Origin of the sequence: Actinomadura rifamycini DSM 43936, assembly GCF_000425065.1 — a bacterium.
GTDB lineage: Bacteria > Actinomycetota > Actinomycetes > Streptosporangiales > Streptosporangiaceae > Spirillospora > Spirillospora rifamycini.
The window spans coordinates 432,425-455,812 of sequence record NZ_AULB01000007.1; the positions used below are offsets into that span (position 1 = coordinate 432,425).

Annotated in this window: 24 protein-coding genes and 2 riboswitches; of the genes, 15 read left to right on the forward strand and 9 right to left on the reverse strand. The window is 72.7% G+C overall.

Annotation, left to right across the window (positions count from 1 at the left end; all coding sequences use genetic code 11):
• Positions 1-32 precede the first annotated feature (32 nt).
• From H505_RS39850 to H505_RS39860, 3 genes are all read left to right on the forward strand, one after another.
• Entirely contained in the window at positions 33-587 is a 555-nt protein-coding gene (locus H505_RS39850) for a MarR family winged helix-turn-helix transcriptional regulator (RefSeq protein ID WP_051300230.1), read from the forward strand.
• Positions 588-1,010: 423 nt separating this feature from the next.
• Positions 1,011-1,685 carry an aggregation-promoting factor C-terminal-like domain-containing protein gene (locus tag H505_RS52900; RefSeq protein WP_482146146.1) on the forward strand — a complete coding sequence of 225 codons (675 nt, stop codon included), beginning with the start codon at positions 1,011-1,013 and terminating at the stop codon, positions 1,683-1,685.
• 78 nt (positions 1,686-1,763) lie between these two features.
• Positions 1,764-2,429, forward strand: coding sequence for a TetR/AcrR family transcriptional regulator (locus H505_RS39860; protein WP_051300233.1), 666 nt, complete (start codon positions 1,764-1,766; stop codon positions 2,427-2,429).
• 49 nt (positions 2,430-2,478) lie between these two features.
• Here the strand turns inward: H505_RS39860 and H505_RS0104760 are convergent, their stop codons facing one another.
• From H505_RS0104760 to H505_RS49690, 3 genes are all read right to left on the reverse strand, one after another.
• Positions 2,479-3,585, reverse strand: coding sequence for a hypothetical protein (locus H505_RS0104760; protein WP_157432902.1), 1,107 nt, complete (start codon positions 3,583-3,585; stop codon positions 2,479-2,481).
• A 166-nt stretch (positions 3,586-3,751) separates the two neighbouring features.
• The gene (locus H505_RS0104765) at positions 3,752-4,135 is read right to left on the reverse strand and encodes a hypothetical protein (protein WP_026401053.1); all 384 of its coding nucleotides are present in this window, start codon (positions 4,133-4,135) and stop codon (positions 3,752-3,754) included.
• Positions 4,136-4,209: 74 nt separating this feature from the next.
• Entirely contained in the window at positions 4,210-4,383 is a 174-nt protein-coding gene (locus H505_RS49690; protein ID WP_157432903.1) for a hypothetical protein, read from the reverse strand.
• 214 nt (positions 4,384-4,597) lie between these two features.
• Between H505_RS49690 and H505_RS0104775 the strand changes: the two genes are divergently transcribed.
• A complete protein-coding gene (locus H505_RS0104775; protein ID WP_233617448.1) occupies positions 4,598-5,182 on the forward strand; it encodes a TetR/AcrR family transcriptional regulator in 585 nt (194 codons plus the stop codon).
• Between the two features lie 50 nt (positions 5,183-5,232).
• On the opposite strand, the gene H505_RS0104780 is transcribed toward H505_RS0104775, so the two are convergent.
• Entirely contained in the window at positions 5,233-6,696 is a 1,464-nt protein-coding gene (locus tag H505_RS0104780) for a flavin-containing monooxygenase (protein ID WP_026401055.1), read from the reverse strand.
• 115 nt (positions 6,697-6,811) lie between these two features.
• On the opposite strand from H505_RS0104780, the gene H505_RS0104785 reads away from it, so the two are divergent.
• Complete coding sequence (locus H505_RS0104785) at positions 6,812-7,402, forward strand: TetR/AcrR family transcriptional regulator (protein WP_051300235.1); 591 nt, start codon at positions 6,812-6,814, stop codon at positions 7,400-7,402.
• Between the two features lie 44 nt (positions 7,403-7,446).
• Here H505_RS0104785 and H505_RS0104790 read toward each other — a convergent pair whose 3' ends face one another.
• Positions 7,447-8,127, reverse strand: a complete 681-nt coding sequence (locus H505_RS0104790; RefSeq protein WP_245592433.1) for a TetR/AcrR family transcriptional regulator — start codon at positions 8,125-8,127, stop codon at positions 7,447-7,449.
• A 109-nt stretch (positions 8,128-8,236) separates the two neighbouring features.
• On the opposite strand from H505_RS0104790, the gene H505_RS0104795 reads away from it, so the two are divergent.
• The 3 genes from H505_RS0104795 (at position 8,237) to H505_RS0104805 (ending at position 11,345) form a co-directional block, all read left to right on the forward strand.
• A complete protein-coding gene (locus H505_RS0104795) occupies positions 8,237-9,343 on the forward strand; it encodes a ferritin-like domain-containing protein (RefSeq protein WP_026401058.1) in 1,107 nt (368 codons plus the stop codon).
• A 45-nt stretch (positions 9,344-9,388) separates the two neighbouring features.
• A complete protein-coding gene (locus H505_RS39865) occupies positions 9,389-10,249 on the forward strand; it encodes an SDR family NAD(P)-dependent oxidoreductase (protein ID WP_051300237.1) in 861 nt (286 codons plus the stop codon).
• Between the two features lie 109 nt (positions 10,250-10,358).
• On the forward strand, positions 10,359-11,345 hold the full coding sequence (locus H505_RS0104805) for an AurF N-oxygenase family protein (protein WP_051300239.1): 987 nt from the start codon (positions 10,359-10,361) through the stop codon (positions 11,343-11,345).
• 325 nt (positions 11,346-11,670) lie between these two features.
• Here the strand turns inward: H505_RS0104805 and H505_RS0104810 are convergent, their stop codons facing one another.
• A complete protein-coding gene (locus tag H505_RS0104810; RefSeq protein ID WP_026401060.1) occupies positions 11,671-12,432 on the reverse strand; it encodes a hypothetical protein in 762 nt (253 codons plus the stop codon).
• Positions 12,433-12,508: 76 nt separating this feature from the next.
• On the opposite strand from H505_RS0104810, the gene H505_RS0104815 reads away from it, so the two are divergent.
• Positions 12,509-14,044: an ATP-dependent DNA ligase gene (locus tag H505_RS0104815; RefSeq protein ID WP_026401061.1), complete on the forward strand. Its 1,536-nt coding sequence runs from the start codon at positions 12,509-12,511 to the stop codon at positions 14,042-14,044.
• A 9-nt stretch (positions 14,045-14,053) separates the two neighbouring features.
• Here H505_RS0104815 and H505_RS0104820 read toward each other — a convergent pair whose 3' ends face one another.
• Together H505_RS0104820 and H505_RS39870 are read right to left on the reverse strand one after the other, a co-directional pair.
• Positions 14,054-14,416 (reverse strand): YybH family protein, encoded by a 363-nt coding sequence (locus H505_RS0104820; RefSeq protein ID WP_026401062.1) that lies wholly within the window; start codon positions 14,414-14,416, stop codon positions 14,054-14,056.
• 67 nt (positions 14,417-14,483) lie between these two features.
• Positions 14,484-15,569: a hypothetical protein gene (locus H505_RS39870; protein WP_064743477.1), complete on the reverse strand. Its 1,086-nt coding sequence runs from the start codon at positions 15,567-15,569 to the stop codon at positions 14,484-14,486.
• 85 nt (positions 15,570-15,654) lie between these two features.
• Between H505_RS39870 and cds1 the strand changes: the two genes are divergently transcribed.
• Positions 15,655-16,791 (forward strand): L-cysteine desulfhydrase Cds1, encoded by a 1,137-nt coding sequence (gene cds1 / locus H505_RS0104830; protein ID WP_026401063.1) that lies wholly within the window; start codon positions 15,655-15,657, stop codon positions 16,789-16,791.
• On the opposite strand, the gene H505_RS0104835 is transcribed toward cds1, so the two are convergent.
• Positions 16,784-18,082, reverse strand: coding sequence for a M50 family metallopeptidase (locus H505_RS0104835; RefSeq protein ID WP_026401064.1), 1,299 nt, complete (start codon positions 18,080-18,082; stop codon positions 16,784-16,786). The genes cds1 and H505_RS0104835 overlap by 8 nt on opposite strands.
• A 292-nt stretch (positions 18,083-18,374) precedes the next feature.
• A riboswitch (glycine riboswitch) is annotated at positions 18,375-18,470 on the forward strand.
• A 4-nt stretch (positions 18,471-18,474) separates the two neighbouring features.
• Positions 18,475-18,563: riboswitch (glycine riboswitch) on the forward strand.
• Between the two features lie 74 nt (positions 18,564-18,637).
• Here H505_RS0104835 and gcvT point away from each other — a divergent pair.
• Genes gcvT through H505_RS0104860 form a run of 5 tightly spaced genes read left to right on the forward strand, consistent with a single transcriptional unit; the run spans position 18,638 to position 23,123 of the window.
• Positions 18,638-19,747 carry a glycine cleavage system aminomethyltransferase GcvT gene (gcvT, locus tag H505_RS0104840; RefSeq protein WP_026401065.1) on the forward strand — a complete coding sequence of 370 codons (1,110 nt, stop codon included), beginning with the start codon at positions 18,638-18,640 and terminating at the stop codon, positions 19,745-19,747.
• 16 nt (positions 19,748-19,763) lie between these two features.
• Complete coding sequence (gcvH, locus tag H505_RS0104845) at positions 19,764-20,168, forward strand: glycine cleavage system protein GcvH (protein ID WP_026401066.1); 405 nt, start codon at positions 19,764-19,766, stop codon at positions 20,166-20,168.
• 2 nt (positions 20,169-20,170) lie between these two features.
• Entirely contained in the window at positions 20,171-21,433 is a 1,263-nt protein-coding gene (locus H505_RS0104850; protein ID WP_425248239.1) for a serine hydroxymethyltransferase, read from the forward strand.
• A gap of 53 nt (positions 21,434-21,486) precedes the next feature.
• A complete protein-coding gene (locus tag H505_RS0104855) occupies positions 21,487-22,860 on the forward strand; it encodes an L-serine ammonia-lyase (RefSeq protein ID WP_026401068.1) in 1,374 nt (457 codons plus the stop codon).
• 23 nt (positions 22,861-22,883) lie between these two features.
• Positions 22,884-23,123 (forward strand): hypothetical protein, encoded by a 240-nt coding sequence (locus H505_RS0104860; protein WP_026401069.1) that lies wholly within the window; start codon positions 22,884-22,886, stop codon positions 23,121-23,123.
• The last annotated feature ends 265 nt before the right edge of the window (positions 23,124-23,388 follow it).

Consider the following 23,388-nt stretch of genomic DNA (forward strand, 5'->3'; position numbering starts at 1 on the left):
GGGTGCGAACCCCGCCACAACGAACCACAGACGTGAACGGGAGTGACGGCGTGGACCCGCTGGTCACCGGCATCAAGGACCGCTGGGACGGACAGGAACTCCGCGGCGACCCGGGCCCTTTCATGGCCATCTGCTCGGTGGGCCGCCTGAACCAGTTGCTGAAGAAGGCGCTGGAGGAGGAGCTCGGCCGGTTCGACCTCGGCCGCACCGGCTACGCCGTCCTCACCACCCTCGCCCTCATCCGCTCCGGGCAGGCCGGCCTCAGCACCCTCGGCCGCTGGCTGATGGTGCATCCGACGACCGTGACGCTCACCGTCGACCAGCTCCGGGCGGACGGCCTGGTGGAGCGGATCCGGCACCCCCGCGACCGCCGCGCCGCGCTCGTCCGGATCACCGCGAAGGGCCGGGAGCGCGTCAACGAGGCGAACCTCGCGCTGGAGGCGCCCGGCAGCCCCCTCGCCGGGCTCGCCGGCGGGGGCCACGACGGGCTGTTCGACGGGCTGGAGGCGGCGCGGATCGCGGTCGGCGACCTGGAGTTCTTCGATTCGGCCGACAGCGGTGATCCGCAGGGCGGCGCGCACCCCTAAAATCGGCGAACCGGACACAACTCCCGGCCGATAAGGCAGTCTTCTCCTATGCCCCAGAGTCACGGCAACCGCAGACGCCCCAAGAAGGAATCCCGCTTCGCCCGCGGTGGGCGTGGCGAGCAGGCGCAGGCGGACGCCCCCCAGCAGGATCTCCCGCACGACGCCCAGGCCCCCGGCGACCCGAACGGCACCGGGGCCCCGTACGGAGCGGACGGCCCGTACGGCGCGGGCGACCCGTACGCCGACGGCGCCCAGGCGCCCGGCGCGCAGTTCCCGCCCGAGTACCCGTCGGACGTCCCGTACGAGGCCGGGCCGCCGCCCGGCCCGGGCGCCCCGCCCGGTCCCGGCGCCGCGGACGCCCCGCCCGGACGGACGTCGCCCGCGCTGCAGGCCGCCGGGCGGTTCAAGCCGAACCGCGGCACGGTGCTGCGCGTCCTCACCAGCAACGTCACCATCACCGCGGTGGGCCTGGCGGTGGTCGCCGCCGTCCTGGTGCTCGTGCCCATCGGCGGCGGCGAGGACGACAGCGAGCCTCCGGCGATCGCGGCGGAGGGCATGTCCGCCAACGAGATGCTGGAGATCATGCGCGGGTCCGCGATGGACCCGGTCGCCGCCGACGCCGTCGCGACCGCCAAGAAGCGCGCCTACGAGAAGCAGAAGGCGCAGGCGAAGCAGGAGAAGGCGGAGAAGGACAGCGACGAGTCCGTCAAGAGCACCTTCGACAAGCCGGAGCCCGAGACGCCGTCCGGCGGCGGCGGCGCCATCCCGAACGCGCCCGCCGGCGGCGGCGACACGTCCGTGGCGCAGAACAAGGCCATGGGCCAGCGGATGAACGCGCTCAAGGGCTGGAGCGGCTGCTGGTCCGCCCTGGAGAGCCTCTGGACGAAGGAGAGCGGCTGGAACGAGCGGGCGCAGAACCCGTCCAGCGGCGCCTACGGCATCCCGCAGTCCCTCCCCGGCTCCAAGATGGCCAGCGCCGGGTCGGACTGGCAGACGAACGCCGCCACGCAGATCGCGTGGGGCCTCAGCTACATCGACGCCCGCTACGGCACCCCGTGCGAGGCGTGGGGCCACTCCCAGAGCGTCGGCTGGTACTGAGCCGTCCCCCGAGACGACCGCGGGCAGCGGCGCCCGTGCCGCGCGGCGGCGCGGGCGCCCGCCTGGCACCATGGGGGGATGCGGACGAGCAGGACGCGCCAGGCCGGTGAGGCGAACGGCGAGACCGGGGGCGGCGGCGGACGGCAGTGGGCGCGCGCCGACGCGACCCGCCAGGCGCTGCTGACGGCCGCCCAGGAGGTCTTCGCCGACCGCGGGTACGCCGACGCGGGCATCGCCGAGATCGTCGAGCGGTCCGGGATCAGCGTCGGCAGCCTCTACCACCACTACGGCGGCAAGGCCGGCCTGTACGTGGCGCTGTGGGAGGAGCTCACCGGGGAGCAGGAGCGGCGCGCGGCGCAGGCCGTCGCGGCGGCCCGCGAGGACGGCGAGCGCGACCCGATCGCCCAGTTCATCGCGGGCGCCCGCGCGTACCTGCGGGTCTGCTGGGAGCGCCGGGAGGCGGCGCGGCTGTTCCTCGCGGGCGAGGGCCCGCCCGGGTCGTCGCTGATGCGGCGCAGCCGCACCCAGCGGTGGGTCGCCCGCAACACCAAGCTGCTGCGCGGCCGCAGCGCGGCCCGCGCGGCCGAGCCGCCCGCGACCGGACGCGCCGAGGAGGTGCTCGGGCTCGTCCTCACCACCGTGATCGGGGAGGCCGGGCGGGAGATCGCGACCGCCGAGAACGAGGCGGAGGCGGGCGAGATCCTCGAGGAGGTCTGCCGGATCCTGATCCGGCTCGCGCGCTGACCGGGGCGTCACGGCGGGGGCCTCGGGGGCTCGGTCTCGGGGGCGCGGGTCAGGGGCGGGGCCGGTAGGGCTCCGCGGGCAGCAGCGCGATCCGCACCCCGTGCTTGGACGGGCGTCCGCGGCGGTCGACCCGCCCGTACGTCCGGCCGTACACGCGGCGCGGCGGCGGGCCCGCGCGGCGCGCGAGGCGGATCCGCAGCAGCGCCAGGACGACCGCCGAGCCGAGCGCGGCGAGCACGCCCGCCTGGAGGGCGCCGAGCTCCTCGATGGGGGACGCGTCGTCCCCGAGCCCCCGCAGGCTCGACATCGGCACGACCGCGTTCGACAGCGGCGCGACCCGCGGGGCCGCGACCGGCGGCAGCGCGACCCGCGGCGCCCGGACGTCGCCGAGCAGCCCCGGCACCGACGACGGCAGCCCCGCCAGCACGCCGGGCGGCGTCACCGGCGGCAGCGGCCCGGAGGTCAGCGCGGCGAGGTCGGCGGGGACGGCGCCGGCCGGGTCGGTGACGACGAGGTCGAACGAGCGCGTCGCGGTCTTCATGCCGGCCGCGGAGAGCGCCACGGTCACCCGCACGGCGCGGGGCCCCGAGTCGGCGGGCACGGCGACGGTCACGGTCGTGTTCCCGCCCGCCGAGCCCAGCGTTCCGACGCTCCGCCGCGCCGGGCTGACGGACGCGCCCGGCGCGGTCACCCGCACGGCGGCGCCCTTCGCGGTGGCGCCGAACGCCCAGTAGTGCGCCGTCACCCGGATCGACCCGCCGGGCCGCACGGTCGTCCCGGTCGCGGAGAGCTCCAGGGCCAGCCGCTTGGGGCCGGTGGTCTCGCCGGGATCGGTGGGCGTGGGCGTCGGGGTCTCCGGCGGCGTCGTGGTCGGCGGCGGCGTCGTCCCGTCCGTCGGGGTGGGGGTCGGCGGCGGGTCGGTGGGGGTCGGGGTGGGCGTGGGGGTCGGGGTGGGAGTCGGTGTGGGGGTGGGCGTCGGCGTCGGGGTCTCCGGCGGCGGGGTGGGCGTGGCGGTGTCGGTCGGCGGCGGCGTCGTGTCCGTGGACGTCGTGGTCGGTGTCGGCTCCGCCAGCGCGGGGGCCGCTCCCGACACCGTGAGGACGGCCGCCGCGCCCACTCCCGCGATCAGTGTTCCGCCGGTCGAACGTGAACGCACCTGTCCGCCTCCCCCGCCTAGTGACGATCGGTACAATTGTCGGAATCGAATCCAAGCACGGGGCGAACGGGCCGGACAAGGGCGGAGAACGCCGGACGGGCGATCGCTCACTGCAGCGGGTGATTCCTCCTTACGGATCGTCAGGACGGGCGCGTGAACGCGCTCGTCAGTCGCCGTCCCGGTCCATCCGGTTCAACTGGTCGATCCGCCGGATCCGGCCATCGGGCCCCAGCCGGCCGAACAACTGCGACTCCGTCACCAGCACGCCGCCCTTGCGCATCGTCGTGCGCATCGTGGTGTGGGCGGCGAACCGGTCGCCGTCCACCAGCGCCCCGTGGACCTCGACGTCCGATTCGGCCGCGTTCTTGCGCGCCGGACGGGCGTGGTCGATGACGCGTTGGCGGTCGAGCACGATGTCGTCCGTCCGCCAGGCGAAGTCGCGGACGAAGTATCGGTCGAGGACCTCGCCGGGGTCGTTCTCGGCGGCGACCATCTCGCGCGGGTAGTCGCGGAGGAAGTCGGCGAGGTCCCGCTCGGTGGTGATGCCCATGGCGCCTCCCGTAGGCGTACGATGTACACGTAACGCGCATACGGTACCCCCGAGGGGTGCCTTCCCGTCAACGGTCAGCCGGCCGGGCGGACGCGCTCGATCCGGTCGAGCCGGCCCGCGAGCAGGTCGTCGCGGGCGATGGCGAAGCCGCCGTTCGGCAGGTCGCCGGTGTGGGCGTCGAGCGCCGGGGCGACCAGGACCCATACAGGGTCGTTCCGGTGAATACGGCCTCGGCCATTGATACGCACATGTCCGGCGAAAGTAGTCGAACCACCGCGAACGCGCGGTCGGACCGGCGGAAACGTCCGGACGACGGGGACGTTCGGGTCACATGGGACGCGCGGGACCGTTATCCTGACCTTCGGGTTACCGCTCCCTGACGGAAAGTCGAAGAGGTCCATGCCGACGTCAACCTGGTTCCGCCTGAACGTCGCAAAGCGCGCGCGCGTGCTTGAGGTGGCGATGAAGGAGTTCGGGGAACACGGGTACTCGACCGGCAGCCTCAACACGATCGCGCGCGAGGCCGGCATCGCCAAGGGCTCGCTGTTCCAGTACTTCAACGACAAGCTGGAGTTCTTCGCGTTCGTCTGCGACGAGGCGTCCCGGCGCATCCGCGAGGAGATGGAGCGCCGCATGGCGGCCATCGACTTCGACCAGCAGTTCGACGAGTGGCTGTTCGACGTCATGTGCGACTGGTCGGAGTACATGGAGGCGCACCCGCTCGAGCGCGGCGTCACCGCGGCGACGAACTTCGAGCTCGACAACGCCGTCCGGTCCGTCGTCCGCGACACCGCCAACCAGCACTACCTGCAGGTCATCCACCCGACGCTGCAGCTGTGGCAGGAGCGGGGGCAGATCCGCGCGGACGCCGACCTCGAGGTCCTCGCCACGACGATCCTGTCGCTGCTGCCGTTCCTCGCGCTGGCCCCCTACTACGACGGCCTGGACCCGATCCACGGGCTGCGCGGCCGGACGCCGGCCCAGCAGCGTCCGGTGATCCGGCAGCTCATCGCCGGGTACCGGCCGATGTTCGCCCCCGAGAAATGACCGCGCGGGCGGGGGCCGGAGCGGCCCCCGCCGCCCCGGCCCGCCCCGGGTCACGGGAAGAGGGTGTACTCCTCCGGCCGCGCCTTGCGGCCGCTCGCCCAGAACTCGAACGTGTGCCCCGGCCAGAGCGTGCGGTTGACGCCCTGGTCGTCCAGGTACCAGCTCTGGCACCCGCCGTCGCTCCAGACGGCCTTGCGCAGCCGCCGGTGCAGCCGGTCGTTGAACCGGCGCGCGGCCTCCGGCTTCGGCTCGATCGCGTCCGCGCCGCTCTCCTGGAGCATCCGCAGGCAGCTCAGCACGTGCCGGATCTGCACCTCGATCATGAAGACGACCGAGTTGTGCCCGAGGCCGGTGTTCGGGCCGAGCAGCATGAAGAAGTTCGGCAGGCCCGGGATCGTCGTGCCGCGGTGCGCCTCGATGCCGTCCGCCCACAGCTCCTGGAGCTTGACGCCGCCGCGCCCGGTCACCCGCAGCTCGGCGAGCGCGTCGGTCACCTTGAAGCCGGTGCCGTAGATGATGCAGTCGACCTCGTACTCGCGGCCGTCCCGCGTGACGACCGAGTGCTCCCGCACCTCCGCGATCTCGGACGTCTCGACCTCCACGTTCGGCCTCGTCAGCGCGGGATAGTAGTCGTTGGACAGCAGCACCCGCTTGCAGCCGATCGTGTAGTCGGGCGTCACCTTGGCGCGCAGCGCGGGGTCGGGGATCTGCCGCTTCAGGTGCCGGCGGGCGAGCCACTCCATCGGGCCCGACAGCCGCGGGTCGATGGTGAAGCCGACGGCGCGGGCCTCCAGCGCCCAGTAGATCCCGTTGCGGAACCCGCGCGCCGCGCCCGGCACCTTCTCGAACGCCGTGCGGACGGCCGCCGGGATCTCCCGGTCGGGCTTCGGCTGGATCCACGGCGGCGTCCGCTGGAACAGCGCGAGGTGCTCGACCTCCTTCGCGATCCGCGGGACGAACTGGACCGCGGACGCGCCCGTCCCGATGACGGCGACGCGCTTGCCGGCGAGGTCGTAGGAGTGGTCCCACTCGGCGGAGTGGAACGCGGTGCCCTGGAAGCGCTCGATGCCGGGCAGGTCGGGGAAGGACGGGATGTGCAGGGCGCCGATGCCGGACACGACCGCCTTCGGCGTGAGGACCGTCCCGCCGGCGAGCGCCACGTTCCAGCGCTTGGCCGCGTCGTCGTACTCCATGCTCTCGACGGCCGCGCCGAACCGGATGTGCTCGCGCACCCGGTGCTTGTCGGCCGTCCGCTCCATGTACGAGCGGATCTCCGGCTGCGGCGCGAACATCCGCGACCAGCCGGGGTTGAGCTCGAACGAGAAGGAGTACATGTGCGAGGGGACGTCGCAGGCGCACCCGGGGTAGGTGTTGTCGTGCCACGTGCCGCCGAGGGCTTCGCTCTTCTCCAGGATGACGAAGTCGTGGAATCCGGCCTTCTTGAGGCCGATCGCCATGCCGAGCCCCGCGAATCCGGAGCCGATGATGACGATCGCCGGTGCGCGCTCGCTCATAACCGTCCTCTCCCGTTACCTACTCCCGGTAAGTTACCGGCAGTAGCTTACTGACGGTAGGTCCAACAGATAGGATTTCCCTGTGAGTGCCGCCACACCGCCCCACCGACGCCGGATGTCCCGTGCCGAGCGCCGGCGGCAGATGCTGGACGTCGCGGAGCAGGTGTTCGGCGAACGCGGCTACCAGGCCACCTCGATGGACGAGATCGCCGACCGCTGCGGCGTCTCCAAGCCGATGCTCTACGAGCACTTCGGCTCCAAGGACGGCCTGCTGCTCGCCTGCATGCGCCGCTCCAAGACCGAGCTGTTCGAGGTCACGCAGAAGGCCATGGCCCAGGCGACCGACCCCGCCGACATCCTGTGGCGCGGCATGGTCGCCTACTTCGGGTTCGTCGAGTCGCACAGCGCGTCCTTCGCCATGATCCTGCGCGAGCCGATCGGCCCGCCCGAGACCATGAAAGCCCTCGACGAGGCGCGCGCGCAGCAGAGCGGGCTGATCGCGGGCGTCCTCACCACGTTCGTCCCGGAGGCCCCCGCCGACGTCGTCGCGGCCTACACGCAGATCATCATGGGCGCGAGCGAGCGGCTCGCGCAGTGGCAGACCGGCCGGCCCGACGTGACCGCCGAGGACGCCGCGCGCTACATGACCGACTTCTGCTGGAGCGGGCTGAGCCCGTACATCGCCGAGCCGCCGAAAACCCGCTGACCCGCCGACCGGCCGCCCCGCCGACCGGCTACCGCGCCGGACGGCTACCGCGCCGGACGGGCGCGGGGCAGCGCCTCCAGGGCGGCGATCAGCAGGTCGAGGCCGAACTCGAAGTCGGCTTCCGGGTCGTGCCGGGAGAGCTCGCCCGCGAGCGCGATGACGTGCGGGAACTCGCCGGGGTCCAGCCGGGCGAAGTCGGCGGCCGGGCTAGTGTCGAGGTGATGCAGCCACTTGCCGAAGCCGATCTCGCGCATCTGCGTGCCGAGCGCGTACGCCATCAGCGCCCGCGTGATCCGCACCGCCGTCGCGCCGTCGAACCCGGCCGCCTCGGCCAGCGCGAGGGCGCGCTCGGCGGGCCGCAGCCCGATCGTGGTGTCGAACTTCCGCGTCAGGACGACCGTCATGCAGCGCGGGTACTCGTGCGCGAACGTCCGGAAGGCGCGCACCAGCGCGCGCGCACGGTCCTGCCAGGGGGCGGACGGGTCGTCGTCCAGTTCCATCCCGGCCACGACGTGCTCGGCCACGCCCTCCAGCAGGGCATTCTTGTTGGGGACGTGGTTGTAGAGCGACATCACGGCGACGTCGAGCTCGGCCGCGACCCGCCGCATCGACAGGGCGTCCGCGCCCTCCCGCTCGATGAGCCCGATCGCCGCGCGCACGATCCGTCCCCGGTTGAGGGCCGGACGCCGCTCGGGCACCGGGCGCTCGGGAGTGTCGGAGGTCACGTTCGCCGCCCGTCCCATCGTCTATTGACAGCCCCTGTGGGCCGTGTCACGGTACGTACAGTGTACGTCGGACGTACGCCGTACGTTGCGTCCTCGAGGGGGAACGCCGATGTCGACCCATGATCTCTACACCTCGCCCGTCGACACGTCCACCTGGAACGTCCCCATCACCGGAGACACCAGGTTCACGTGGGAGTACGACGACGGCCGCGACCGGCTCCTCGCCCTGTACCAGAAGGGCAAGGACAAGCAGTGGGACTCCGCCAAGCGCATCGACTGGGACCTGGAGGTCGATCCGCACGACGTCCTCGGCGTCCCCGACCAGTCGCTCGCCGTCTACGGGACGAAGCACTGGGACAGGATGTCGGAGAAGGACCGCGGCGAGCTGCGCAGGCACTCGGCGTCCTGGCAGTTCTCCCAGTTCGTGCACGGCGAGCAGGGCGCGATGGTCACCGCCGCCCGCATCGTCGAGTCCGTCCCGGACCTGGACTCCAAGTTCTACTCCGCCACCCAGGCGATGGACGAGGCCCGCCACGTCGAGCTCTTCTCCAAGTTCCTCCAGGAGAAGATCGGCCTCGTCTACCCCATCAACACCAAGCTCCAGGAACTCCTCGACGAGACCCTCGCCGACTCCCGCTGGGACATGCCCTACCTCGGCATGCAGGTGCTCATCGAGGGCCTCGCGCTCGCCGCGTTCGGCGTCATGCGCGACGTCACCACCAAGCCGCTGCCGAAGCAGATCCTCGCCTACGTCATGCAGGACGAGGCGCGGCACGTCGCGTTCGGGCGGCTCGCCCTCCGCGACTACTACAAGCAGCTCTCCCCCGCCGAACTCCGCGAGCGCGAGGACTTCGTCATCGAGGGCTGCCACCTCATGCGCGACCGCATCCGGGGCCGCGAGGTCTGGGAGAACATCGGGATCCCGCCGGCCGAGATCGACGAGATGATCGAGAACTCGCCGTACATGCGGATGTTCCAGAGCATGCTGTTCAGCCGGATCGTCCCGTGCGTCAAGGACATCGGGCTGTGGAGCGAGCGCATCCGGAAGACCTACGACGACATGGGCGTCCTCGAGATGGGGAAGGCCGATCTCGACGCCCTGATGAACCAGGACGAGGAGATCGCGGACCGGCTCGACGGCGAACGCTTCGCCGCCGAGGAGGCCGCCCGCAAAGCCGAGGTCGACACCGTCATCGCGGAGGCGTCCTCCGGCTGAGTACCTTAGAGCCCACTCATCGGGACGTTGTTCACGGAGGTTGGCATGCCCCTCGCGCACTTCGACGGCGCGCTCGCCGTCGTCACCGGAGCCGGCAGCGGGTTCGGCCGGGCGATCACGCTCGCCCTCGCCGAGCGGGGCGCCACGGTGATCGCGGCCGACATCGACCTGCCCGCCGCCGAGCGGACGGTCGAACTGGCCAAGACGCTCGGCTCCGGCGGCGCGTCGTACGAGGTCGACGTCTCCGACCGGGCCGCGATGGAGGCGTTCGCCGCCGAGGTGAAGGACACCCACCGCGTCCCCGACATCGTCGTGAACAACGCGGGCATCATCGTCAGCGGCCCCTTCATGGACACCGGCACCGAGGACTGGGAGCGCATCCTCGGCGTCAACCTGTGGGGCGTGATCCACGGCTCCCGCCTGTTCGGCAAGCAGATGGTCGACCGCGTCGAGGCGCTGCCCAACAAGCCCGACAAGCCGAACTTCGGCGGCCACATCGTCAACATCGCGTCCGCCGCCGCCTTCGCCCCGTCCCGCGCCGTGCCCGCCTACTCCACCACGAAGTCGGCGGTGCTCATGCTCACCCAGAGCCTGCGGGCCGAGCTCGCCGGGCACCGCATCGGGGTCAGCGCCATCTGCCCCGGGTTCGCCAGCACCGGCATCGTCCGGAACGGCATCGTCGTCGGCGGCACCGCCGCCGAGCAGGCGCGCCTGAAGGAGCGCACCCAGCGGGCCATGCGGCTGCGCAACTACCCGCCCGAGAAGGTCGCCGAACGGGTCGTCGAAGCGATCATCAAGAACCGCGCCGTCGTCCCGATCAACTTCGAGGGCCACCTCCTGCACACCCTCTCCCGGCTCTCGCCGGGAGCCATGCGCCTCATCGCCCGCATCCCCGCCCCCCGGTAGGCGCGGGCACGGCGGCCGCGGCGGCCGTCCGCTCGTACCGCGCACCCGGGACGCGGGGAGACGCCCCCTGCTTCGAACGACCCCCGCCCCGGTGAGAGGAGCCGGACCCATGCCCCCCGAAGCCCTCGTCCAGCAAGACCGTGCCCGGAACCGGACCGCGCGGATCCGGTGCCGGGACGGCGACCACACGCTGGAGCTGACCGACCGCGAGGTCGTGGCCGAACGCCTCCTGCGGACGTCCCGCAAGCACTCCTTCGACCCCGAGGCGGACGTCGACTGGGACGCCCCCCAGGACCCCGACGTCTTCTACATGCCGCCGCAGCTCGTGTCCCTCTACGAGACCCCGCTGTGGGACGCCATGAGCCACCGGCGGCGGGTCGAGCTGTCGAAGCACGAGGTGTGCAGCATCGCCTCGTTCGGCATCTGGTCGGAGATGCTGCTGATGCAGTCGCTCGTCATGCACGCGTACCGGAAGCGGTACGACAGCGAGCACGTCGCGTACGCGCTGACGGAGATCGCCGACGAGTGCCGGCACTCCACGATGTTCGCCCGCATGGTGCGGACGTGCGGGCTGCGCACGCACCGTCCGCGGGCGGTCGAGTTCCAGGCGGCGAAGCTGCTCGGCGTCGTGTACGACCCGATGCCGATGTTCGCCGGGACGCTCGTCGTCGAGGAGTTCACCGACGCCTTCCAGCGGCTGACGTTCCCCGACGAGGACGTCCAGCCGATGGTCCGGCAGGTGACGCGGATCCACGTCATCGAGGAGGCCCGGCACATCAAGTACGCGCGGGAGGAGCTGAAGCGGCTGGTCGCGCGGGCCGCCCCGGCGCGGCGGCGCGCCGCCGCCTACGGGCTGGCGCGGGCGACCCGGTTCATGGCGTCCCAGGTGATCCATCCGTCGTGCTACGAGGCCGTGGGGCTGGACCCGAAGGCCGCGAAGCGGGCGGCCGCGCGGAGCGCCCACCGGCGGGCGACGCTGACGTGGGCGTTCCGCAAGTGCACCGGTTTCTTCGACGAGGTCGGTTTCCTGGACGGCCGCGCCCGCGGCGTCTGGGAGCGCGCTGGACTGCTTGCACCGATAACGCGAACCCGTTGAAGGGTGCCATTTATCTCGATGTCGAGCATGACATTACCGAATGGCACTCTAATCGCGTGCAATGGTCCGGCTCCGGCAACGGAAAGGGCCGCGGAGTGGAGTCCACTCCGCGGCCCTTCGACGAGAACATGTTGCCGACCTGGGGTTCACACCCAGGAAACTCCGTCCGATGGCCCGGCCACGTCGTCGACCTCCTCCTCCCCGAAGGCATCGCACGCCCGCCGATCGCGTCCCGACCGGGGACTCGACCGGCGAACTCCCTCCCCTTTACCCCCACACCCTAGAAGGTACTGACAGTAAATATGCCATGATCGGCCGATTCAGGTCAGAATTGTAGAGACGTGAGAACTTCTCGCGCCACGGCGGCCGCCGCGTCGAGGCATCGCCGTTCTTGCGCGGCACTCTCGCCGCGCTCGCTGTAGCTGACCGTGATCACTGCGTTCCGGGTCCGCGCGGTCACCTGCCCGACGACCGTCGGCTGCCCCTCGTCGCTCTTGAACCACCGGTACGCCTCGTCGCCGAGGCCCGGCTGCCGCTCCAGCGTCACCGTCCGGACGAGCGGCGCCTCGTGCGCCTGCCGCCACTGCGCGTCGAAGGACCGCCGCGCGTCCTCCACCGGCGTGGCCGTGTTCGCGGGCGCGTACAGGTGCGCCTCCACCCGCAGCCAGCGGAACGCCGAACCGGTCGACGAGTACGTGCACGTGGTGAGCGTCGAGTTCGCGCTGTCCCGCTGCCGCGCGTCCGGGACCGTCCGCCGGACGGTCTCGTCGGTCACCATCCCGCACGGTTCGGGCAGCGCCGCGATCGGCTCCGCCGGGGCGGGCTCCGCCGGCGAGGGGGCGGCCGAGGCCGGACCGGTCGGCGACGGCGCGGCCGTCCGGGGGGCGGGCTCCTCCCCCGACCGCAGCAGCAGCACCCCGCCGCCCGCGGCGCCCAGCACCACCGCGACCGCCAGCACCGCCAGCAGGCCCGGACGGCGGGACGGCGACGGCGGATCGGGCGCCGAGTACACCCGCTCGAACGGCTCGGGCGGCCGCGGAAGGCCCGTGCCCTCCCGGCTCGCCGCGTCCGCGCCCGATCTCCCCACGTTCGTCAACGTAGTCAGGGACGCCCGGACTGACCAGGTCCCCCGGCCGATCGTTTTGTCAGACCGCCCGGTCACAATGGGAAGCGTGCGGATCATCGAGGTCGCCCGGACGTCGGCCGTCGTCGCCGAGACCTCCGGGCGCAAGGCCAAAGTCGCCGCGCTCGCCGAGTGCCTCGGCCGGGCGGGGGCGCGGGAGGCACCGGTCGTCGTGGCCTACCTGTCCGGGGAGCTGCCGCAGCGGCAGATCGGCGTGGGCTACGCGTCCCTGCGCGACCTGCCGCCGCCCGCGGACGCCCCGGAGCTGACGGTCGCGGAGGTCGACGCGGCGTTCACCGAGATCGGCGCCGTGTCCGGCAAGGGGTCGGTCGCCCGCCGCCGCGAGCTCGTCGCCGGGCTGATGGGCCGCGCCACGCGCGGCGAGCAGGACTTCCTCGTCCGGCTGCTGTCCGGGGAGCTGCGGCAGGGCGCGCTGGACGGCCTGATGGCCGAGGCGATCGCGGCCGCCGCGGGCGTGCCGGCGGCGGACGTCCGGCGGGCGTTCATGCTGCGCGGCGCGCTCGGACCGGTCGCGGCCGCCGCGCTCGCCGACGGCGCCGCGGGGCTGCGGGCCTTCACGCTCGAGGTCGGGCGCCCGGTGAAGCCGATGCTCGCCGCGGCGGCGCCGTCCATCGACGACGCGTTCGGCAAGCTCGCCGCGGAGGCCGCCGTGGAGTGGAAGCTCGACGGCGTCCGCGCGCAGGTGCACGTGTCGGGCGGCGCGGTGCGCGTGTTCACCCGGACGCTCGACGACATCACCGAGCGGCTCCCCGAGGTCGTCGCGGCCGTCCGGGAGCTGCCGGTGCGCGACGCGGTCCTCGACGGCGAGCTGATCGCGCTGCGGCCCGACGGGCGCCCGCACCCGTTCCAGGTGACCGGCGCCCGCACCGCCACCCGCACCGCGAAGGACACCGAACCCGTCCCGCTCACCCTGTACCTGTTCGACGTCCTGCACCTGGACGGCGCCGACCTGCTCGACGCGCCCGGCGCCGAACGCGGCGCCGCGCTCGCCCGGATCGTCCCCGAGCACCTGAGGATGCCCCGGCTCGTCACCGGCGACCCGGCGGCGGCGAAGGCGGTGTTCGACGAGGCCGTCGCGCGCGGCCACGAGGGCGTCGTCGTCAAGTCCCTCGACACCCCCTACACGGCGGGCCGCCGCGGCGCCGGCTGGATCAAGGTCAAGCCGCGCCACACGCTCGACCTCGTCGTCCTCGCCGCCGAGTGGGGGCACGGCCGCCGCAGCGGGCTGCTGTCGAACCTGCACCTCGGCGCGCGCGACCCCGAGTCCGGCGGGTTCGTCATGCTCGGCAAGACCTTCAAGGGCCTGACGGACGAACTCCTCGCCTGGCAGACGCGCACGCTGCGGGAGCTCGCCGTCCGCGAGGACGACTGGACGGTGCACGTCCGTCCCGAACTCGTCGTCGAGATCGCGTTCGACGGCGTCCAGCACAGCACCCGCTACCCCGGCGGCATCGCGCTCCGCTTCGCCCGCGTGCTCCGCTACCGCCCCGACAAGTCCGCGGGCGAGGCCGACACGATCGACACCGTCCGCGCCGTCGCCCCCGTCATGGACTGACCCGCCGCGTCACACGACCCGCGGCTGGTCCATGACCCACAGCCAGGTGCCGTCCGGCTGCCGCCGGGCGACCTCGGCGGTGGCCCCGCCGTCCGGCAGCCGCACCGACGTCAGCGCCAGGTCGCCCCGCCGGAGGGTGGGCCGCTGCTCTCCGGGCGCGAACACGGGCCCGTCCGCGACGAGCCGCTCGTACGCCCGCCGGATCTCGGCGTGCCCGGTGGCGACGCCGCCGCCGGGCAGGGCGAGCACCGCGTCCGGCTCGTACAGCGCCACCAGCCCGTCCACGTCGCCCGCGTTCAGCCGCTCCACGACGAACCGGCTCAGCTCCTCGGGCCGTCCGGCCCGCTCGTGCGCACCCGTGCCGTCCGCCATCCGCAGCCTCCCCAGGAGTCCTTCCGCACCGACCCGATCGTCTCAGGCGGGTGCGACGTTCCGGGCGCTAGCCGCGCTCCGCGGGCTCGGTTCCGCCCGTGCGGCCGGGGGCGGACCCGTCACCGCCGTTCGGGCGGCGGGCGGCGTACTCGGGGGCGGGCGCGTCCCGGGGGCGGGGCGCGCGGTCGCGGCCGAGGCGCAGGCGCGGGTTGCGGGGCGCGTCGCCGCGGGCGGGCTCGGCGCGGCGGGCCCGGAGCCTCGCCGCGGCGCGGATCCGGACGTCGGCGACCGTGCCGCGCCGGGCGCGGGCGGCGGCGCGGCGCCGGTGGCGGACGAGCCTGCGGCGGCGGGCGCCGTCGGCGGCGGCGCGGCGGTGCCGCAGTTCGGGCGGGATCAGGTCGTGGCGTCCGGCGATGAACTCCTGCACCCAGATCTTGCCGCGGATGAGCGGGCGGCGGATCCGCTTCTCGCGGCGGACGGCGCGCGCGAACTTGCGCGAGTCGGCGTCGTACCGCCAGCGGGACCAGGGCGAGCCCGGACGGGCGACGCGGACCGCGCCGACGAGCAGCAGCGCGGGCACGAACAGGCCGATGAGGCCCGTCCAGATCTTCCCCTTGAGCAGCGTGATCACGGCGAAGACGAGGTTGACCGCGAGGGACGCCGCGTAGAACCCGGAGATCAGCTCGACCTGGACGCCCGGGACGGACGGGAGCGGCGAGCCCTCGACGCCGAGCGGGTTGACGCCGAGCAGCAGCAGCCCGGTGACGGCGATCGCGACGAACACGGCGTCGACGGACGCGCGGCCCTTCTCCGTCCAGTAGACGTCGCTGAGGTGCAGGATCAGCGCGAACTCGTCGAGGACAAGCGCCGAGCCCATGCCGAAGACGACCGCGGCGGCGAGGTCGAACCCGACGCGGCCGTCCGGGACGGCGAGGCTCGCGACGCCGCCGACCAGCATGAGGACGACGCCGAAGACGACGTGGTGGATGTGGACGTCGCCCGCCTTCACGTTGCGGAACCACCAGCGGACGTTCGCCCGGATCAGCCGGACGTTCACCCGCGTGAGGACGAACGTGACGATGAACGCGACGAAGAAGCCGAACAGCGGCAGGCGGCCGGTGTCGACGATGCGTTGCTCGAACAGTTGGATCATGAGCCCCCCGTGGGCTCCATGATGCCCGGTGACTTGCACCGTTATCGTGGGAACCTGCCGATCATGGACGATCGAGGGGGGAACCGTGGGCGGGACCGTGGATCGCTGCGACCCCGGCGGGCGCGCCTGGATCGCCGAGGCGATCCGGCTCGTGGAGGCGGACGCGAACCGCAGCGCGGACACGCACCTGCACGTGTTCCCGCTGCCGCCCGAGTGGGGCATCGACCTGTACCTGAAGGACGAGTCGGTGCATCCGACGGGCTCGCTGAAGCACCGGCTGGCGCGGTCGCTGTTCCTGTACGGGCTGGCGAACGGGTGGATCACCCGCGACACGACGATCATCGAGGCGTCCAGCGGGTCGACGGCGGTGTCGGAGGCGTACTTCGCGCGGCTGCTGGGGCTGCCGTTCGTCGCGGTGATGCCGGCGTCGACGAGCCCGGAGAAGATCGCGCTGATCGAGTTCCACGGCGGGCGCTGCCACCTGGTGGACGAGCCGGGCGCGATCTACGACGAGTCGCGGCGGCTCGCGGCCGAGTGCGGCGGGCACTTCATGGACCAGTTCACGTTCGCCGAGCGGGCGACGGACTGGCGCGGCAACAACAACATCGCCGAGTCGATCTTCGAGCAGCTCCGGCTGGAGCGGTTCCCCGAGCCGTCCTGGGTGGTGGTGGGCGCCGGGACGGGCGGGACGTCCGCGACGATCGGCCGCTACGTCCGCTTTCGGCGGTTCCAGACGCGGCTCGCGGTGGTCGATCCGGAGGGTTCGGCGTTCTACGGCTCGTTCGAGGACCACGACCCGGGGCGGACGGCATCCGGTTCGCGCATCGAGGGCATCGGGCGCCCGCGCGTCGAGCCGTCCTTCCTGCCGACGGTGATCGACCGGATGATCCGGGTACCGGACGCCGCGTCGATCGCGGCGATGCGGTGGACGAGCGCGGTCGGCGGGCGCAGCGTGGGCGGGTCGACGGGCACGAACATGTGGGGCGTGGCGCGGCTGGTCACCGAGATGCGGGCGCGCGGGGAGCGCGGCAGCGTCGTGACGCTGATCTGCGACGGCGGCGAGCGGTACGCGGGGACGTACGGGTCGGACACCTGGCTGCGCACGCAGGGGCTCGACATCGCGCCGTACCTGGTGGCGCTCGAGCGGTTCCTGGAGACCGGCGACCTGCCGGACGTCGGACCGGACGCCGGACCGGACGCGCCGGGCGGCGGCGTCACATGAGCCGGATCGGGTTCACCAGGTCGGCGTAGATCAGCAGGCCGCCCATGACGATCAGCACGATCGCCATGGCGTACGTGACGGGCAGCGCCTTGGCGACGTCCACGTAGCCGGGGTCGGGCCTGCGGAAGACCTTCGCGAAGAACTTCTTGAGCGCCTCCAGCAGGGCGCCGGCGATGTGGCCGCCGTCCAGCGGGAGCAGCGGGACGAGGTTGAACAGCCCGACCGCGAGGTTCAGCGAGCCGAGCAGCATGACGAAGTAGGAGACCTTCTCCTGCCCGGTGAGCGCGTCGGACGCGGCGATCTCGCCGCCGAACCGGCTGACCCCGACGACGCCGACCGGCCCGTTCGGGTCGCGCTCCTCGCCGCCGAACGCCGCCTCCCACACGCCGACCATCTTCTGCGGCATGTTGAGCAGCGCCTCGACGGTGCGGCCGGTGAGGTCGGCCATGTGCTCGGCGACGGCGCCGGGCCCCTGGCGTTCGAGCTCGCGGGTGGGGGTGATGCCGAGGAACCCGACGGTGACGACCTTGTCCGGGTCGTCCAGGCTGGCCAGCTCGTTGCGCGCGATCGGGACGCTCACCCGCTGCGTCCGCCCGTCGCGCTCGATCGTCATCGGGACGGTCTTGTTCGCCGAGTCGCGGATCAGGAGCTGGAGCTGCTCGTAGTCCTCGATGCGGGTGCCGCCGAACGAGACGACGCGGTCGCCGGACTGGAGCCCGGCCTGCCGCGCCGGGGTGGGCGTGGCGCCCGCGGGGCAGGTGTCGACGTTCGCGGCCTGGCTCGCGGGGATGATGCAGTCGGAGACCTGGTTGATGACGGGCTTGCTCACGTACGTGCCGAGGCCCATGATCAGGATGCCGAAGAACACCACCGCGAGCAGCAGGTTCATCGCGGGGCCGCCGAACATGATCAGCAGCTTCTGCCACCAGGGCTTGGCGTAGAAGACGCGGTTCTCGTCACCGGGCCGGACCTCTTCGAGGGCCGCGCCGCGCGCCGACTCGATCAGCCCCTGCCACGGGCCGGTGCTGATCTGCCGGATCTCGCCGGGCTTGTCGCCTTTGCGGGGCGGCAGCATGCCGATCATCCGGATGTAGCCGCCGAGCGGGATCCATTTGATCCCGTACTCGGTCTCGCCCTTGTGCCGCGACCACAGCGTGGGGCCGAAGCCGACCATGAACTGGGTCGTGCGCACCTTGAACAGCTTGGCGAAGGAGAAGTGCCCCAGTTCGTGCAGCGCGATGGACGCCATCAGGCCGAAGAAAAGGATGAGTACGCCGGCCAGCCAGCCCATGCGTCACGCCCCTCCGGTCGTCCGAGCCCCGCCCGGCGGGGTGATCTCCGTGAACCAACTCAGCGTACGTCATGCGGCGGGCCGTCCGGATGCCCCGGGAATCGCCCATTCCGAAGGTCATTTTGCGCATGACGCCCAAATATGGACGAGCCGGTTGGCGAAGCCGCCGATATCCGCGCGCCCCCGGTGGCGCGCGTGATGGCGCGGCCCCGTCCGTCCGCCGGGCCCGCCCGCCGGACGGTGCGGGGCTGGTCGGTCCGGCGACGCCGCTGCTAGCCTGACGCGAAGCCGTTGATCCCGTGCGGGAGAGTCCCCGGCAGCCGGCCCGGGACGCCGAAGGAGCAAATCCTCCCCGGAACCTCTCAGGCCCACGGACCGCACGGACCAGGCGACCTCTGGAAAGCGGGGACCCCGGTCCCCCGCCGAAGGTGAAAGCCCGCCGTCCGCCGCGGGTGAAGCTCTCAGGCGCCGATGACAGAGGGGGAGGCACCGAGCCGCCCGGTGCGCGAGTGGGACGATGGACCACGTCGCGCCCGTGACGAAGGAGCCGAACCCATGTCCGCCGATCCGAACGCGAAGACTCCGAGCGCGAAGACGACGCCGCTGCACGACGTCCACACGGACCTCGGCGCGCACCTCGTCGACTTCGCCGGGTACCTGATGCCGCTGCGCTACGCGAGCGAGACGGCCGAGCACCGCGCCGTCCGCACCGGCGCGGGGCTGTTCGACCTGTCCCACATGGGGGAGGTCTTCCTCTCCGGGCCGGGCGCCGGGGAGGCGCTCGACCACGCGCTCGTCGGCAACCTGTCGCCGATGAAGGTCGGCAAGGCCCGCTACACGATGATCTGCGCCCCCGACGGCGGCGTGCTCGACGACCTGATCGTGTACCGGCTCGCGGACGAGACGTGGATGGTGGTCGCGAACGCCGCGAACGCGGACGTCGTCCACGACGCCCTCGCCGAGCGGGCGCGCGGGTTCGACGCGGCCGTCGAGGACCGCTCGGCCGCCTACGGGCTCGTCGCGCTGCAGGGCCCGCACGCGCAGGAGACCCTCGCGCGCTTCACCGGCGCCCCGCTCGACGGCCTCGCGTACTACTCCGTGCTCGCCGACCGGGTCGCCGGCATCGACGTGCTCGTCGCCCGCACCGGCTACACCGGCGAGGACGGCTTCGAGCTGTTCGTCGACGCGGGCGACGCCGTCCGGCTGTGGCGGGAGCTCGCGGCCGCGGACGGCGTCGTCCCGTGCGGCCTCGCGGCCCGCGACAGCCTCCGGCTGGAGGCGGGGATGCCGCTGTACGGCAACGAGCTGACGGCCGAGACCACCCCGTTCGAAGCCGGGCTGGGCCGTGTCGTCAAACTGGACAAGCCCGTCGACTTCGTCGGGAAGTCCGCCCTGGCGGCGCAGGCGCAGACCCCCGCGGGCCGTAGGCTCGTGGGACTGGTGGCGCGGGGGCGTCGCGCGCCCCGCAAGGGGTATGCGGTCGTCACGTCCGACGGCGCTCCGTGCGGCGTCGTGACGAGCGGCGCGCCGTCGCCCACACTGGGCAAGCCGATCGCCATGGCGTACCTCGACACCGGTGTCGAGGAGTCCGGGCTGGCCGTGGACGTCCGCGGCCGGGCCGAACCGGTCGACGTGGTCGCCCTGCCGTTCTACAAGCGTTCCTGAAAGAGAGAGCAACAACGTGAGCGTTCCGGAGCAGCTCCGCTACAGCGAAGAGCACGAGTGGGTGGCCGGTCTCGACGACAGCGGGCAGGCGCCCGAGGACGGCATCGTCACGGTCGGGATCACGGCCCACGCCGCCGAGGCCCTCGGGGAGATCGTCTACCTCGAGCTGCAGCCGTCCGAGGGCGACACCGTCGAGGCGGGCGAGCCCTGCGGCGAGGTGGAGTCGACCAAGTCGGTCAGCGACCTGTACTCCCCGGTCACCGGCGAGATCACCGCGATCAACACCGGCGTCGCGGACGAGCCCAGCGTGATCAACGACGACCCGTACGGGGAGGGCTGGATCTTCAAGGTGCGCATCTCCGAGGCGCCCGGCGACCTGCTCGACGCGGCCGCCTACGGCAAGCTCATCGAGGAGGCGTGAGCGTGTCCTCCTCCCTGTACGCCTCGCTGGCCGAGGCCGACCCGCAGGTCGCCGAGGCCGTCGGCGCCGAGCTGCGGCGCCAGCAGTCGACGCTGGAGATGATCGCGTCGGAGAACTTCGCGCCGACGTCGGTGCTGGAGGCGCAGGGCTCGGTCCTGACGAACAAGTACGCCGAGGGCTACCCGGGCCGCCGCTACTACGGCGGCTGCGAGTACGTGGACGTCACCGAGCAGCTCGCGATCGACCGCGCCACGGAGCTGTTCGGCGCCGAGCACGCGAACGTCCAGCCGCACAGCGGCGCGCAGGCCAACACGGCCGTGTACTTCGCGCTGCTGCAGCACGGCGACACGATCCTCGGGCTGGACCTCGCGCACGGCGGGCACCTCACCCACGGGATGCGGCTGAACTACTCCGGCAAGGTGCTGAACGTGGTGCCCTACCACGTGCGCGCGGAGGACGGCCGGGTCGACATGGACGAGGTCGCCGCGCTGGCGGCCGAGCACCGGCCGAAGATGATCGTGGCCGGCTGGTCGGCGTACCCGCGGCAGCTCGACTTCGCGGCGTTCCGGGAGATCGCCGACTCGGTCGGGGCGCTGCTCATGGTCGACATGGCGCACTTCGCGGGGCTCGTCGCGGCGGGCCTGCACCCCTCGCCCGTCCCGCACGCGGACATCGTCACCACGACGACGCACAAGACGCTGGGCGGGCCGCGCGGCGGGCTGATCCTGTCCCGCGAGGAGTACGGCAAGAAGATCAACTCGGCGGTGTTCCCGGGCATGCAGGGCGGGCCGCTGGAGCACGTGATCGCCGCGAAGGCGGTGGCGCTGAAGATCGCCGGGTCGGACGAGTTCCGCGCGCGGCAGTCGCGCACCGTCGAGGGCGCGAAGATCCTGGCCGAGCGGCTCCTCGCCGAGGACTCGGCGAAGGCCGGGGTGAAGGTGCTGACCGGCGGCACCGACGTCCACCTGGTCCTGGTCGACCTCGTGGACTCGGAGCTGACCGGGCGGGACGCCGAGGACCGCCTCCACGACATCGGGATCACCGTCAACCGGAACGCCGTCCCGAACGACCCGCGCCCGCCGATGGTGACGTCCGGGCTGCGGATCGGCACCCCGGCGCTGGCCACCCGCGGCTTCACGACGGAGGACTTCGCCGAGGTCGCCGACGTGATCGCGCTGGCGCTCCAGCCGTCGTTCGACCGGGACGCGCTGGCCGCGCGGGTGAAGACCCTCGCGGACCGGCACCCGCTGTACCCGAACCTCTAGATCGCCGCTCCCCTCCGCCCGGGCGCCGGGCGGAGGGGAGCGCGGGGGCATCCATGGCCATCAGCGTTTTCGACCTGTTCAAGATCGGTATCGGCCCTTCGTCCTCGCACACCGGCGGCCCGATGGCGGCCGCGCACCGGTTCGCCCGCGGCCTGGACCGGGACGGGCTGCTGGAGAAGACGGCGTCCGTCCGGGCCGTCCTGTACGGGTCCCTCGGGCTGACGGGCAAGGGGCACGGCAGCGACAAGGCCGTGATCCTCGGCCTGGGGGGCGACAAGCCCGAGACCGTGGACGTCGACACGGCCGACGAGCGCGTCGCGGACGTCCGCGCCCGCGGGACGCTGCGGCTGTTCGGCGCCCGGGACGTCCCGTTCGAGGTCGGCGAGCACCTGGTGTTCGAGCGGAAGGAGTCGCTGCCGGGGCACCCGAACGGCATGCGGTTCACCGCGTTCGACGACGCAGGAAACGAACTGCGCGCGAGGGTGTACTACTCGGTCGGCGGCGGGTTCGTCGTGGACGAGAACGCGGCCGGCGCCGACCGCATCAAGCCGGACGACACCGTCCTGCCGCACCGCTTCGACACGGCCGCCGAGCTGCTGGAGCGCTGCGCGGACACGGGCCTGTCGGTCTCGGGGCTCATGCTGGAGAACGAGCGCGCGTTCGGCCGCTCGACCGCCGAGATCCGCGCGGGCCTCCTGGACCTCTGGCGGGTCATGCGGGCGTGCGTCGACCGCGGCTGCGACAGCGAGGGCCTGCTGCCCGGCGGCCTGAAGGTCCGCCGCCGCGCGCCCCAGCTGCACCGGCAGCTCATGGCGGAGAAGCCCGCCGACCCCCTGCACGCGATGGACTGGGTGACGCTGTTCGCGCTCGCCGTCAACGAGGAGAACGCGGCGGGCGGCCGGATCGTCACCGCCCCGACGAACGGGGCCGCGGGCATCGTCCCGGCCGTCCTGCACTACTACGACCGCTTCGTCCCCGGACGGGACGACGACGGGATCGTCCGCTTCCTGCTGGCCGCCGGGGCGATGGGCGTGCTGTTCAAGCAGAACGCGTCCATCTCCGGCGCGGAGGTGGGCTGCCAGGGGGAGGTCGGGTCGGCCTGCTCGATGGCGGCGGCCGGCCTCACCGAGGTCTTCGGCGGGACGCCCGCGCAGGTGGAGAACGCGGCCGAGATCGGCATCGAGCACAACCTCGGGCTGACGTGCGACCCGGTGGGCGGGCTCGTCCAGGTGCCGTGCATCGAGCGGAACGCCGTCGGCGCCGTCAAGGCGATCAGCGCGGCCCGCATCGCGCTGCGCGGCGACGGCCGCCACTTCGTCACGCTCGACAAGGCGATCAAGACCATGCGCGACACCGGCCGCGACATGCTCGACAAGTACAAGGAGACGAGCCGAGGCGGCCTGGCCGTCAACGTCATCGAATGCTGACGCTCAGTCCTAGGCTGCGCGGTATGTGCGCTGATCGGCCGGACCACCCGAACGACCCGAGCGGCGCCGCCACCGACGCCACGCCCACGATCGAGGAGGCCGCCGACCTCGTCTTCGAGATGCGCGAGGCGCTGTTCGCGAGGCTTGCGCGGGCCGGCGGACGCGGCGAGCACCGGGCGCTGCTCGGGGAGGTCATCAACGAGGACGCCCCGCTGCGCGACCGGCTGGGGGAAGGTGTGATCACTCGCCCGACCTCGTGGTAATCGACGCGGCATTCCGCCGCGGGCGGGTGCCGGGGCAGGTGAAGGCCCGGGGGGCGCGGTGGAAATGGGAAGTGCCGCGCCCCCGGGCCGGCGGGCCGCTCAGTGGAAGGGGCCCCTGCCGTGATCCGTGTGTTCCCTCCGTACGTCGTAGAGCCCCTCTGCGGAGCCGCCCGTGCGTGGGTGGTGGGACAAGCGCGCCTCCTCTTGCTCTCGACGTCAGGTTCTGTATTCGGACATTAGTCGCATATCCGGCACCCGCGGCCCA